This is a genomic window from Rodentibacter heidelbergensis (assembly GCF_002000125.1).
Classification (GTDB): domain Bacteria; phylum Pseudomonadota; class Gammaproteobacteria; order Enterobacterales; family Pasteurellaceae; genus Rodentibacter; species Rodentibacter heidelbergensis.
This window is the reverse complement of record NZ_MLHH01000022.1, coordinates 23,987-38,430: the sequence shown is the minus strand read 5'-3', so window position 1 is coordinate 38,430 and position 14,444 is coordinate 23,987. Positions and strand designations below refer to the sequence as shown.

The following is a 14,444-nucleotide window of genomic DNA, read 5'->3' as shown; positions in this document are numbered from 1 at the left end:
TTTTCGGATCAAGTGCGGTTAAATTTTCTTGCGTTTTTTGTGATGAAGTTTCTTGCTCAATTGAGTGATTTTCACTTTCTTCCTTTTGCTGACGAGCCAGACGGCGGGCTTTACGCAATGCCATCATATCGGTGTTATCCGGTAAAATTTCCCCTTTTTCCGTGTTGATGGTTTTAACTTGTGTCGTTTCTGTGGCCGTTGCTTTTTTCGCTTTTAAACGTTCAAGTGCCGCTTTCACCGGATCTTCACCTTGGGTTTTGGCTAATTCTTCACGGCGGGCTTGGGCTGCACGTTGTGAACGGGCTTTGCGCTCTTGTTCTTCCCGTGCCATACGGGCTTGTTTGGCTTCAAAGCGAATTTTGGCTTCATCGGATTTCTTTTGTTTTTCTTTCAGTTGCCAAATTTTGGCTTTTTCTTGGCGGAAATATTGAATAAGTGGAATGTGACTTGGGCAAACATAAGCACAAACCCCACATTCAATGCAATCTTTTAAGGCATATTCTTCCGATTTCTTATGATCTTCACTGCGTGCAAACCAATAAAGTTGCTGTGGCATAAGGTTAACCGGGCAGGCATCAGAACAACTGGAACAACGGATACAGGCTTGCTCCGCTTCGGGTTCGGCATATTCAAAATAATCCGGGGCGAGTAGGCAATTGACGATTTTGGTAACCGGTGCATTGAGATTAGGCAATGCCAGTCCCATCATTGGCCCACCTGCAAAAACAGGAAAACGCTCATCAAGTTGATAACCGGTGTGACGAAGTGCGTGATGAATAGGTGTGCCAAGGCGTACCCAATAATTGCCTTTTTGTTGGATTTTATTACCCGTGAGGGTAACCACTCGTTCAATTAACGGCTCGTCATTGATGACCGCTCTTTTTATGGCAAATACGGTGCCAATGTTGTGCATTAACACACCAATACTGGAGGAACGTTCACCACTTGGGACTTCCATACCGGTGAGCAAATAAATGAGTTGTTTAGCTGCACCTGAGGGATATTTTGTTGGAATAACACGCACTTCAATATCATTAGCGCCATGCAGTGCGTTATTGATGGCGTCGATCGCTTCAGGTTTATTGTCTTCAATGGCGATCACCACTTTCTCAGGGCGGAGGATATAACGTAAAATACGCACCCCTTCAATAATTTCATCGGCACGTTCTCGCATCAGGCGATCATCACAGGTGATATAGGGTTCACATTCTGCACCATTAATGATGAGCAGTTTCACTTTTTTCTCGGCAGATTGAATTTTTGCCGCAGTAGGGAAGACGGCACCCCCTAAACCTGCGATCCCGGCAAGGTAAATTTTTTCAATCAATTGCTCCGGAGTGAGTGTCAGAAAGTCCTCAATGGGGTGGGATTTAATAGCTTGATCCAGTCCATCGGCTTGTAAATGAATAGTCGGTTCATCCAATCCTGAGGGGTGAGCTGCAACATAAGGGCTAATGGCTTTAATCGTACCGGAAGTGGGCGCATGAACCGGCAGAATGCGTAGACCGTCACCTTGTGTTAAGGGCTGGCCTTTTAAAACATAATCGCCAACGCTCACTAATACATTGCCGGCAAGTCCGGCGTGCTGTTTGAGCGGAATATAAAAATCCGAACTTAAAGGAAGCGATTGAAGCGGTTGATGATTAGATTGATCTTTCATTTCAGGTGGATGAATTCCCCCTTTGAAATCCCAAATCTTACCGGAATTAAAACGAGATAATACGTCCGCCATTTATTCCCCCACAACCCATTTTTTTTCACTACCGTTCACATTCATGACCGGAATGACTAATTTTGCATCAAATTTCCAATCCCAACTGTTAAGATCTTTTTTTACCGGAATCATCGAAATACAATCCGTTGGGCAGGGGGCGACACAAAGTTCACAACCTGTGCAAAGATCAGGAATAACGGTATGCATGGCTTTATTTGTCCCAATAATGGCATCCACCGGACAGGCTTGGATACATTTGGTGCAACCAATACACATATTTTCATCAATGATCGCCACCATTTCGATAGGCTCTTCAACGCCGTCCATTGCTGGCACATCGACACCTAAAATTTCTGCAATTTTTACCACGGTAGGCTGTCCACCCGGAATACATTTTGTGATCACATCACCGTTACAGATTGCCTCGGCGTAGGGTTTACAGCCGGGGTAACCGCACTGACCGCATTGGCTTTGGGGCAATATGGCATCAATTTTTTCTACGACAGGATCGGCTTCCACCTTTAATTTTAAGGAAGCGATGCCTAAAATCGCACCAAAAATCAAGGCGAGTAGGCTGATGACGATAAGTAGCGTAGTCATTATTTCTTTCTTTTTCCTGAAAATTTTTGATAAAGCCCGATAAATAAAATCAGTACGGTAATCGCCATTAAAAGATAAATCATAGGATGAACAATATTATTTAATAAGCCCGGCAAAGCCCATAAAGGCAAGCGACATGATTCCTGCTGTTATCAATGCAATGGATGCGCCACGAAATGCGATAGGCACATCTGCTGCCACCAAGCGCTCCCGCAATGCGGCAAAAAGCACTAAAACCAAGGCAAAGCCTAATGCTGCACCAAAACCATAAATGACCGATTCTGTTAAATTATGGGCAAGATTAACATTGAGTAAGGCGACACCAAGCACCGCACAGTTTGTCGTAATTAGAGGCAAGAAAATCCCGAGTAAACGATAAAGGGTCGGGCTGGTTTTATTGATCGCCATTTCGGTAAATTGCACGACAACCGCAATCACCAAAATAAAGATGAGTGTGCGTAAAAATGAGGCATTTAAAGGTAGAAGAATATAATGATCCACTAAGTATGAGCAAAGAGAGGCCACAGTGAGCACAAAGGTGGTGGCTAATCCCATACCGATGGCGGTTTCAATTTTCTTTGATACCCCCATAAACGGGCATAGCCCGAGAAATTTCACCAGCACAAAGTTGTTAATCAATGCTGTACCGATAATCAATAAAATATAATGTGTCATGGTTATTTGCCTTTTCGATAAGGGCGTTATTATCCCTATTTATGGCGGGAAGAACAATAAGAAATTTTGGTTAGCCTCGGGGGAAAAGTGCGGTCGTTTTTGGTGTTGTTTTTGGGCTTATAGGAAAAGTGCGCTATGACTTTGTTTAACCATTTGATACTATCCGCATAATTTTATTGTTTCTAGAAATAGAGGAAAAAAATGAAAATTGCCTTAGGTGTTGAATATAACGGGCAACATTATTTTGGTTGGCAGCGACAAGAAAAGGTGCGCAGCGTACAAGAAGCACTGGAAAATGCGTTATCTTTTGTCGCGAACGAAAAAATTGAAGTATTTTGTGCCGGTCGAACGGATTCCGGCGTACATGGAACAGGGCAAGTGGTTCATTTTGAAACCCAGGCTATTCGTCCTGAAAAAGCCTGGGCGTTCGGTACCAATGCCAATTTGCCCGATGATATTGCGGTGAAGTGGGCAAAGACAGTGGATGATGAATTTCACGCACGTTTTTCTGCCACAGCACGTCGCTACCGTTATCTTCTCTATTCTAATAAATTACGTTCAGCCATTTTACCGGCGGGGATAACCCATTGCCATTTGCCATTGGATGCAGAAAGAATGCACCAAGCAGGGCAGTTTTTATTGGGTGAACATGATTTTTCTTCCTTCCGTGCCGCACAATGTCAATCCAATACACCTTGGCGAAATGTTCATCATCTTCATGTTGTGCAGAAAGGGGAATATATTATTGTTGATATTCAGGCTAATGCCTTTGTGCATCATATGGTGAGAAATATTGTCGGGAGTTTAATTGAGGTTGGCACAGGGCATCAGCCCATTGAGTGGATGAAATGGTTGTTAGAACAACGAGATCGGAAATTGGCCGCCCCCACCGCCAAACCGGACGGACTTTATTTAGTGAAAGTGATCTACCCTGAAAAATTTGCCATTCCGCAAAATAAGTTAGGCCCACTTTTTCTTGAAGACAGGCTTATTTAAAAGCTCACGTTGTCTGACTAGCAAGGCCGGGCAAATTATGGTTTAATACGCAGGATTTTCTAGTGGATAAATAGGTAAATATAATGAGCTGGATTAACCGAATTTTTAGCAAAAGCCCCCCTCCTTCAACACGCAAAGCCAATGTGCCGGAAGGGGTTTGGACAAAATGTACTTCCTGTGAACAAGTGCTTTATAGCGAAGAGTTAAAACGTAATCTTTATGTTTGTCCAAAGTGTGATCACCATATGCGTATTGATGCCCGTGAGCGTCTTTTACGTTTATTGGATGAAGGCTCAAGCCATGAAATTGCGGCAGAATTAGAGCCAAAAGACATCTTAAAATTCAAAGATTTAAAGAAATATAAAGATCGTATTACCGCGGCTCAAAAAGAAACCGGTGAAAAAGATGCACTGATTACCATGACCGGGACACTTTATAATATGCCGATTGTAGTCGCTGCCTCAAATTTTGCTTTTATGGGCGGTTCAATGGGATCGGTTGTTGGCGCGAAATTTGTTAAAGCGGCTGAAAAAGCGATAGAACTTAATTGTCCTTTCGTTTGCTTTTCAGCCAGTGGTGGGGCGCGTATGCAAGAAGCGCTATTTTCACTTATGCAGATGGCAAAAACCAGTGCGGTGCTTGCCAAAATGCGTGAAAAAGGCGTGCCTTTTATTTCTGTGTTGACTGATCCGACTTTGGGTGGGGTTTCTGCAAGTTTTGCCATGTTAGGTGATTTAAACATTGCAGAACCTAAAGCCTTAATCGGGTTTGCCGGTCCTCGAGTGATCGAGCAGACCGTTCGTGAAAAATTGCCTGAAGGTTTCCAACGCAGTGAATTTTTATTGGAAAAAGGGGCGATTGATATGATTGTTAAACGGGGCGATATGCGCCATACCCTTGCAAGTGTATTAAGTAAATTAACTCATCAACCTTCTCCTTTTAGCGAACCTGAACTTATTGAAGATGAAGCGTAATCTGCATTTAAAAGCCACTTCGCCACTCGCCGAGTGGCTTTCTTATTTGGAAAATAGCCATTTTAAAGCCATCGATCTCGGCTTAGAACGCATTAAATCTGTGGCAGAAAAGTTAGATCTGTTAAATCCGGCCCCCTATGTGATCACGGTGGGAGGAACCAATGGCAAAGGCACCACTTGCCGCTTGCTAGAAACCCTTTTGCTCGATCACGGATTGCGTGTCGGTGTTTATTCTTCCCCACATTTATTACGTTATAACGAACGTGTTCGTATTCAAAACCAAGATTTGAGCGATGAGGCACACACCGCTTCTTTTGCATTTATTGAAGCACATCGGACGGAATCTCTAACCTATTTCGAATTTAGCACCCTTTCAGCACTACACCTGTTTAAACAAGCGAATTTAGATGTGGTGATTTTAGAAGTCGGGCTTGGCGGGCGATTGGATGCCACAAATATCGTGGATAGTCATTTATCGGTGATTACCAGTATTGATATTGATCATACGGATTTTCTAGGCAATACCCGAGAGGCGATCGCCTTTGAAAAAGCAGGGATTTTCCGTAAAAATGCCCCGGTGGTGATTGGTGAGCCTAATGTGCCAAATTCAATGTTGGAGCAGGCGGTGAGTTTAGGTTGTCCGGTATCACGCCGAGGTGTGGATTGGTCATTCCAATCTCATTCTGAAGGTTGGCAATGGCAAAGCCAAAAAGTGCGGTTAGAAAATCTCCCATTTTGCCAAATTCCTCTTATGAATGCGGCTACCGCATTAGCGGTGGTGGAGCAATTACCTTTCAATATTAGTGAAGAAACAATTCGTCATGCTTTACAAAATGTGGAATTAGTGGGGCGGTTTCAAACACTTCATGCCGATAAAAGGGAAAAATTGGCGAAGTTATCTGATAAATCACCTCATGATTTACCGACAGTCATTCTTGATGTGGGGCATAATCCTCATGCTGCCGCTTATTTAGCAGAAAAATTAACCGCACTTAAAAACCAACAACAGCGGCGGATTATCGCCGTGTGCGGTATGTTGAAAGATAAAGATGCCACAGGTGTTTTCACTCATCTTATCCCCCTTGTGGATGAATGGCATTGTGTCACCTTAGCAGGCGATCGGGGACAATCCGGTGAAGATTTATTGGCAAAGCTCACCCTATTTTCTCCTAATGCCAACGCCTTCGCAGCGAATTCCGTCATATCAGGTGCGGAAAGGGCATTAAAAACTGCAATGAAAAATGACATTGTTTTAATTTTCGGCTCATTTCATACCGTTACGGAATTGTGGGAAAAGATAAATTAAGGGCAATGATAAATTAGGGGGAATTTCCCCCTCTCTATTTCCTACGAAAAATAGGTGTAAGGTTTTTACGGAGTTTTTATGACAAAAGCCCTCCAATTCCTTTGAATTTTTCCACAAATGCAGAAAGTTTCCGGAAAATGGTTTGTTTTTTCGTCAAATATTGTGGATTAAGAGGGCTCATTTTCGGGAGAGTATCGTTTAAATCTGTACCATTTTCACTGGCGTATTCACGCTTTAATGAAACATTAATATAACGTTTAGCCGCTTCTATGTTTAAGTTTTCCGAAGCAATGAGTTCATCAGCTTCTTTTTGTTGCTCCGTTTGAGCAAATTTAAAGAACGCTTCAATGATACTTGCCTTGTCAGCAATAGCATCTAAATCTGTTTGATGCATAAAATCAATGATCAAACTTTCTTTGGCACGGTTTCCTAAACTTGAGCGGATAATTGAACGAATTTCTTCAACCAAGGTCTCTTTGTCTTTGGTTTTTTTATTGTGCTCAAAAATTAGCTCTAAAATATAATCCAGATTGATTTCTTGGGATTTTAATAAATCCACCTCAAAGACTACATCATCCCAATCAATGGTTGATTTTCCTTTTTCTTCGCCATCTTTTTGCCGACGAAGCCAATCACGAATGTCATTATAAGTAGAACGGTAATTTTGAATAGAGCGTTCGCTTGGTATATCAATTTTTTGCATTTCAGCAAGGGTTTCATCGCTGAGATAATACTTTTCTTTAAAGGCTTGTATTGCTTGTTCATCAGTTTTATCAACGGATTGAAATGCTTGTAAAGCGGCAAATTCATCATAATTTTGCAGGATATTTTCAACGCGTAAATATTCACCGAATAATTTAACAAAGGCTTTTTTATCTTTTTCCGTTTCAATTTCAGTCGGATCAGGAAAACGATCACTGAGTTCGCTAATGACGTCTAAATAGCCACGGCGATCGATACCCGCGTCGGTATAGCCTTCCATATATTCTTGATAGCTTTTTTCCAGTACTACGTTACGCGTATTGGCGTTGCCAAAAAGCGTAATGGCATCAATGGTGTTTTGTTCCAAATCGCGGAAGGTAACGATATTGCCAAAGGTTTTGGTGGCGTTATAAATTCGATTGGTGCGGGAAAAGGCTTGAATTAATCCGTGATAACGTAGGTTTTTATCGACAAATAAGGTGTTTAGTGTCGGCGCATCAAAACCGGTTAAAAACATACCGACAACAATAAGCAGGTCAACTTCTTTATTTTTTACCCGTTTTGCCAAATCTCGATAATAATTTTGGAAGGATTTTCCATCTACACCATAGTTGGTTGTAAAATAATTGTTGTAGTCATCAATAGCAGATTTTAAGAATTCTTTGGCGCTCGAATTCATGGCTTCAACTTCAAAACTTTCATCGGCAATATCTCCTACCGCGTCTTGTTCTTCATTAGCAGCAAAAGAAAAAATGGTAGCAATTTTAAGCGGATTTTCTACCGCACTTTGTTGCTTTTTAAACGCTTCATAATAAAATTTTGCCGCCTCCACGCTACTCACTGCAAACATCGCATTAAAGCCTTGATTACTGGCGTTAAAACGATGTGTCTTTTGTTTGAAATTATTCAAGATGTATTGTGTGATTTCTTCAATGCGTTTGGGCTGTAAAAAAGCTGCTTTTTGTTCAAGTGTGGTCAGTTTTTCAAGATTTTTTTCCGTTTCGATGCTTTTAAATTGTGGACGAACATCATTGTAATCTACTTTAAACTTGAGCACTTTTTCATCACGAATGGCATCGGTAATAATGTAGGAATGTAGCTGAATGCCAAAAACACTTTCTGTGGTTTCAGCGCCTAATGCGTTGCCTTTACGGATAAGTTTTCCATCAACAATATCATCGCCAAAAATTGGCGTGCCGGTAAAACCAAATTGGTAGAATTTTTTAAATTTTTTCTTTAAGTTTTTTTGTGCTTCACCAAATTGTGAACGATGACATTCATCAAAAATAAAAACTACCTGTTTATCATAAACCGGTAGCTTATCTTCTGATTTCATCAGGTTATTGAGTTTTTGAATGGTGGTAACAATAATTTTGTTATCTTCTTTTTCAATGTTGCGTTTTAGCCCCGCTGTGCTTTCTGAACCATTGACGCTGTCAGGTGAAAAGCGCTGATATTCTTTCATGGTTTGATAGTCCAGATCTTTACGATCCACCACAAAAAACACTTTATCAATAAAGTCTAGCCCCGTCGCAAGGCGAGCCGCTTTAAAACTGGTTAAGGTTTTGCCTGAACCTGTGGTGTGCCAAATATAACCGCCACTTTCTTGATTACGCCACTTTTTCGATTGATAAGAACTGTTAATTTTCCATAAAATCCGTTCGGTTGCAGCGATTTGATAAGGACGCATAATCAGTAGCGTATCAGACGTATCAAACACACAATAATCCACCAAGATTTTTAATAAGGTGTTTTTTTGGAAAAATGTCTCCGTAAAATCCTTTAAATCACGAATGGCGATATTTTTTGCCGTTGCCCAATTCATTGTGAAATCGTAGCTGTTTTTATCGCGTTTGGTGGTATTGGCAAAATAGCGAGTGTCCGTGCCGTTGGAAATGACAAAAATTTGAATATATTTAAAAAGAGAATTGTTTTTATTAAAACTTTCTTTACTATAACGATGAATTTGATTAAAGGCTTCCCGAATGGCTACCCCACGTTTTTTAAGTTCAATATGAACAAGGGGCAAACCGTTTACCAAAACAGTGACATCATAGCGATTATCATAATTACCGGTTTGCTCAAATTGATTAATCACTTGTAATTTATTATTGGTAATATTTTTCTTATCCAGCAAATAAATATTTTGAATTCGCCCGTTATCAAATACAAAATCATAAATATAATCATCATGAATCTTACGGGTTTTATCAATGAGATTATCAGCAGGTTTATCCAAATATTCTTCTAAAAATCGCGTCCATTCAGCATCAGAAAAGATAACATTGTTGAGATGTTGTAACTGATGGCGTAGGTTTATCAGTAGTTTTTCGTGGTTATTGATTTCAGGTAAATACTGATAACCCTGACCTTGTAAATCTCGGATAAATTCACGTTCTAAACTATCTTCCGTTTGATAGCCTGCCCGTGGTTCTTCCACGCATTTTGTGTATTGATCCAGAACGATAAAATTATTGGATTCGGCGATGGTTTTGTATTGGGTCATTAGTGTTCCTTACTTATTGATTCTTTTACTTTTTCAGATCTTTTTGCCATTTTTCTAAAATTTGTAAATCTTCACTATCTGCTTGTATACGTTTGTGCTGTTTTCTGGTTTGATCAAATAAGGCATATTGTTCTTTGGTAAAGGCTTCCATTTGTTTCACAGTTCGGGTTCCATTTCTGATGAGTAGCGGAAAACCATTAAATTCAATTAAATTATCTACATTATTACGCCAGAAATTTAATGTCAGATCTTGACGGTTTTTAACACGTAATTCGGCACTTTCTAAAAAGATCATCACTAAACGATTCAAAGAATCTAATTCATCATGAGTCAAATAGTTTTTAGCGGTAATAATATCGCCTTTACGCACAACAGTACCTTTCCAAGAGGTTAGACCCATATTAGGTAATTCGGCATTGGCACGCATACAAATGAGTTCTGCTGCAGTTTGTTGTGTAATAGCATAGATCAACTTATTTTGTGTTTCGGCAAAAAACATTTGAGTGACCTTGTCCGTTTTATCGTAGTCACTGGATAATTTAAATAATTCCCGTACTTTTTGATAAAACCGCAACTCACTGACTCGAATTTCACGAATTTGTTCCAGTAATTCATCAAAATGGTCAAATCGACCTTGCGGGTTTTTCAATCGTTCTTTATCTAATAGAAAACCTTTATCTAGATAAGTACGTAATTGTGTATTCGCCCAGCGACGAAACTGTACACCACGTGGGCTACGCACACGAAATCCGATTGCCAGAATCATATCAAGGGAATAATGTTTTACTTGATATTGTTTACCATCTTGGGCAGTTATCAAGTAATCCTTGATAACTGAATTTTTGTCTAATTCATTGTCTTCTAATATATTTTTTATATGAGTGGCTATATTTTGTACAGAGGTGTCGAAAAGTTCTGCAAGCTGATTTTGGCTCAACCAAGCCTCATTTTCGACAACTAATAAAGCAACGTGAGATTTTCCGTCATCGGTGTTGTAGATGATTAAGTCATTCATATTTTTACTCTGCTGTATTATCAATTTGTGATTCTTCAATATTTTTTTCTATATAGAAACCGTAATTCTTAATTAGATGTGCAAGTAAATATTTAATAATATTTTTTTCAGCATCTGTGGGTTCAGAGATCACCTCATTAGACAAAGTAGAGTGGCTGGTAAAATTAATAATACGGGTGTAATAGTTTTGTTTGGCATCATCATTAGGTAATAAATTTGACCAGCCATCGTAACCAAGAAAATTCGCTGTTTTTTCATATAAGTTACGTAACAACATAAAGTGGTATTTTTGAATATCCTTAGCTTCAATATCTTCCAATAGTTTTTTCAGAAAGAGGTGATAAGAGAAACTCTTGTTGGAACTACCATTTTTCTCTTCAAGCTTAAATGTCTCATCTTCGTTTCTTCTCAGCATGTAACACGCTTTATTTCCAATTTCATTATATAACACGTTATAAAATAAAGGATTATGAGTGGTAATGATAAATTTAATTTCAGATTGGGTATCTTTAATAAGTTTTGCCAAATCTACAGCTAACTGAATGAGGTGATTTTCATCTAATGAACTTACTGGATCGTCAATAAAAATATATTCTAGCTCATCAAATTTATCTGTTGAACGTTCATCCGCTTCAGGAATATTGAGTTCTGATATAGCTTGCTCAATAAATGTATGAAAAATACTCCAGATAAAATTGCTTTCTTCACCTTTTGAAAGTTTAATATTATCTTCAGGTTCATCATTTCCGCGCGCAAAACTAAATGTGATTTGGTTATTTTTAATATCAAATTTAGGCATAAGTTTTTCATCACAATAATGATGAAATTTACTAATTATTTTATCTTCATCCCCTTGATCTTCAATCAACCAATTAATAAAAGAATTTGGCTGGATCTTCAGTTTTGGTTCCGAATCATTATCCCAGTAAAATAAGTCCTCCGTAAAAGCATTAAAATAAAGAATTTTCTTTCTTGATAATTCTTCATTTTCATTATTTTTCGGTGAAATCAATTCTTTGAATTCTTTTGATAATCTGGTTTTGCCTGTCCCGTTAAAGGCGTAGATCAGTTGAACTTTTTTATTGGTGCTTTTTAACGCTTGAGCAATATCGTTTAATTGTTGGTTCATATTAATTATCTAACTTTGGAAAGCTTAGCAGAAGCTCTCTGTAATACTCATACCGCTTTTGGCTTTGTTCGATCGCTAAAGGCAAGCCTTCGGTGATGGAATTGGTTAAAGTTTCAAATTTGTCTAAGATTGAAACTATGCGGTTTTGTTCTTCGAGTGAGGGGATAGGAACAATGCATTTATTTAAAATATCGTAAGATATAAATGGCTGTGATGCTTTATTAGCTTTATCAATAAAGTTTTGCAAGAGTAGAAGATGGTATGCATACCGTTCATTTACATTATCATTAATTTTTTTGCAAATAATGCCATTATAGGTTACAAAATGTTTACCCTCAGCCCAATTTACTATTCCTGCATAGGCGCCTATATGTCCAATGACAGGTGAGTTTTCACTGTTATATTCATTATGGGTACCCACAATTCCATTACTTCCATAAACAGGATATTTCCCTCCAATAGTCGGTATTTTATTACCTACGCCATATTGAAATTTATATATTTTATTTAGAGGTAGCCATTGAATATCAGAAACATCAATAAGTTTCTTCTTCACCCCCCCCTTATTCAATCGCTCTAAACTATCAAAAGATAATAATTTTTCTCGATAGTATTCATATTGCTTCTGGCGTAGTATAAGCTCGCTGGTAAGCTCGCTGGTAAGCTCGCTGGTAAGCGCTGTCAATGCGTCCAAAATTCGCACGATTTCGGTTTGGACGGAGAGCGGGGGGATGGGGATTTTAATTTTCTTAAAACGAGCTTTAGAAATATTGAATCTCGTTACTCCACTTGCCGATTTTGCTATTTCAGTTCTTATAGAGTGAGTTCTAAATAAAAATTTTGAAAATTCAGGCAATATTTTTATATCATCATTAAATCTAAGCCCAAATGAAAAACTATTCAGATAGATTTTTTGATTTATTTTTGTTGTTACTGCAGAAGACATTCCTGCTTCTTCAGCTGTTTCAGAAGAACCAGTAAATAAAACATCTCCATATTGGATTTCATATTGCTTTTCATCATCTGATACATTGACTAATTCAAGATTATCAAAATCAACTTCTATATTGTTAAAGATGTTCTTATAAGGAACATAGAATACATTTCCATTTTCAAAGTCAGATTTATTTTTCCCAGTTAGTCCACCGTAGATTGAAGAGATTTCATCAAGTGTTCTCCACTCAACCTCAGCCCCATCTAATAATTTATCTAAAAAAGTGCGGTTGTTTTTCATGGTGTTTTTATCCCTCAATCTCCGCCATAATTTTATCAATCTCGGCACGCAAGCGGTCAATATTGGCGACGGTTTTACGAATTTCTTCGTTTAATTCATCAATGTTGATTATTTCGCGAGTGTCTTTTTGTTCTACATAAGAACTGACAGAAAGATTGTAATTATTCTTATCATTTGCTATTTCATCATTGCTAACGGATTTTGCTAAATGGGGAACGTCTTCTTTATCGGCGAACAATTTTAGGATTTGTTCAATATGTTCGTCTTCTAGAATGTTGTTATTGGTAACGGATTTAAAAAGACTACTTGCATCGATAAATTGTGTTTGCGTGTCGGTTTTGTGTTTGGAAAGTACCAAAATATTCACCGCAATGCTGGTGCCGAAAAATAAATTAGGAGCAAGAGCAATAACGGTTTCCACAAAATTGTTATCGACTAGATATTGACGGATTTTTTGCTCGGCACCGCCACGATAAAAAATTCCTGGGAATGAGACAATTGCCGCTCTGCCTTTTGCTGAAAGATAACTTAATGCGTGCAAAATAAAAGCAAAATCGGCTTTCGATTTTGGTGCAAGTACGCCTGCCGGTGCGAAACGTTCGTCGTTAATAAGAGTTGGATCGTCTGAGCCAATCCATTTAACCGAATAAGGTGGGTTAGAAACGATGGCATCAAAAGGTTTGTCATCACCAAACTGTGGTTTAAGCAAGGTGTTACCTAAAGCAATATCAAACTTGTCGTAGTTGATGTTATGTAAAAACATATTCATACGAGCAAGATTATAAGTGGTGTGATTAATTTCCTGCCCGAAAAAGCCATCTTCAATAATGTGCTCATCAAATTGTTTTTTTGCTTGTAGAAGCAAGGAGCCTGAACCTGCAGCGGGGTCATAGATTTTATTCACTTTGTCTTGCCCGTGTAAGGCAAGTTTGGCGATAAGTTTTGAAACGTTTTGTGGGGTGAAAAATTCTCCACCTGATTTACCTGCATTGGCGGCATAGTTAGAAATGAGATATTCGTAGGCATCACCAAATAAGTCAATATGATTGTCTTCAAATTTACCAAAATCCAGTTCGGCAACCCCTTTTAATACGGCAGTTAAGCGGTCATTTTTATCTTTAACAGTGTTACCTAGACGATTACTTGTTGTGTCAAAATCAGCAAACAACCCTTTGATATCATCCTCCGAAGGGAATCCTGTAGCTGAGCTTTCAATATCTGTAAAAATTTGTTTTAAATTGGTATTGAGATCAGGATTGCTAGCTGCATTAGCAACTACATTTTTAAAAAGTTGACTTGGATAAATGAAGTAGCCTTTAGTTTTTATTGCATCTGTTTTAATTTCAGCCGTAATTACATCATCAGGCAACTCTGCATAGTTTATACTTTCATCGCCTGCTTCAATATAATTGGTAAAATTTTCACTGATAAAACGATAAAATAATGTGCCTAGTACATATTGTTTAAAATCCCAGCCATCGACTGAACCTCGTACATCATTGGCGATTTGCCAAATTCTGCGTTGAAGTTCGGCTCGTTGTTGAATTGAAACCATAATTTTCCCTTATAATATTCATTTTCGTGAGATTCTAC

General features: G+C 38.6%; 11 protein-coding genes. 3 read left to right on the top strand and 8 right to left on the bottom strand.

From position 1 onward, the window contains the following. The 3 genes from rsxC to rsxA all read right to left on the bottom strand — a co-directional run. The coding region (gene rsxC, locus BKK48_RS08435; protein ID WP_077427793.1) for an electron transport complex subunit RsxC at positions 1 to 1,732 on the bottom strand (1,732 nt) is incomplete at its 3' end. Continuing rightward, the gene (gene rsxB / locus BKK48_RS08430) at positions 1,733 to 2,314 is read right to left on the bottom strand and encodes an electron transport complex subunit RsxB (protein WP_077427791.1); all 582 of its coding nucleotides are present in this window, start codon (positions 2,312 to 2,314) and stop codon (positions 1,733 to 1,735) included. Positions 2,315 to 2,410: 96 nt separating this feature from the next. Continuing rightward, positions 2,411 to 2,989 (bottom strand): electron transport complex subunit RsxA, encoded by a 579-nt coding sequence (rsxA, locus tag BKK48_RS08425; protein WP_077427789.1) that lies wholly within the window; start codon positions 2,987 to 2,989, stop codon positions 2,411 to 2,413. A 201-nt stretch (positions 2,990 to 3,190) separates the two neighbouring features. On the opposite strand from rsxA, the gene truA reads away from it, so the two are divergent. From truA to folC, 3 genes are all read left to right on the top strand, one after another. After that, positions 3,191 to 3,985, top strand: a complete 795-nt coding sequence (gene truA, locus BKK48_RS08420) for a tRNA pseudouridine(38-40) synthase TruA (protein WP_077427787.1) — start codon at positions 3,191 to 3,193, stop codon at positions 3,983 to 3,985. Positions 3,986 to 4,068: 83 nt separating this feature from the next. Beyond that, on the top strand, positions 4,069 to 4,959 hold the full coding sequence (accD, locus tag BKK48_RS08415; RefSeq protein ID WP_077427785.1) for an acetyl-CoA carboxylase, carboxyltransferase subunit beta: 891 nt from the start codon (positions 4,069 to 4,071) through the stop codon (positions 4,957 to 4,959). 1 nt (position 4,960) lies between these two features. Then, positions 4,961 to 6,265 (top strand): bifunctional tetrahydrofolate synthase/dihydrofolate synthase, encoded by a 1,305-nt coding sequence (gene folC / locus BKK48_RS08410; RefSeq protein WP_077427795.1) that lies wholly within the window; start codon positions 4,961 to 4,963, stop codon positions 6,263 to 6,265. 76 nt (positions 6,266 to 6,341) lie between these two features. Here the strand turns inward: folC and BKK48_RS08405 are convergent, their stop codons facing one another. From BKK48_RS08405 to BKK48_RS08385, 5 genes are read right to left on the bottom strand one after another with little or no spacing between them, the layout of a single operon-like run. Beyond that, on the bottom strand, positions 6,342 to 9,473 hold the full coding sequence (locus BKK48_RS08405; protein WP_077427783.1) for a type I restriction endonuclease subunit R: 3,132 nt from the start codon (positions 9,471 to 9,473) through the stop codon (positions 6,342 to 6,344). 25 nt (positions 9,474 to 9,498) lie between these two features. Then, positions 9,499 to 10,488 carry a virulence RhuM family protein gene (locus BKK48_RS08400; RefSeq protein WP_077427781.1) on the bottom strand — a complete coding sequence of 330 codons (990 nt, stop codon included), beginning with the start codon at positions 10,486 to 10,488 and terminating at the stop codon, positions 9,499 to 9,501. A gap of 4 nt (positions 10,489 to 10,492) precedes the next feature. Then, complete coding sequence (locus BKK48_RS08395) at positions 10,493 to 11,617, bottom strand: ATP-binding protein (RefSeq protein WP_077427779.1); 1,125 nt, start codon at positions 11,615 to 11,617, stop codon at positions 10,493 to 10,495. A gap of 1 nt (position 11,618) precedes the next feature. After that, the gene (locus tag BKK48_RS08390; RefSeq protein WP_077427777.1) at positions 11,619 to 12,851 is read right to left on the bottom strand and encodes a restriction endonuclease subunit S; all 1,233 of its coding nucleotides are present in this window, start codon (positions 12,849 to 12,851) and stop codon (positions 11,619 to 11,621) included. 7 nt (positions 12,852 to 12,858) lie between these two features. Continuing rightward, positions 12,859 to 14,409 carry a type I restriction-modification system subunit M gene (locus BKK48_RS08385; protein WP_143538847.1) on the bottom strand — a complete coding sequence of 517 codons (1,551 nt, stop codon included), beginning with the start codon at positions 14,407 to 14,409 and terminating at the stop codon, positions 12,859 to 12,861. Positions 14,410 to 14,444 lie beyond the last annotated feature (35 nt).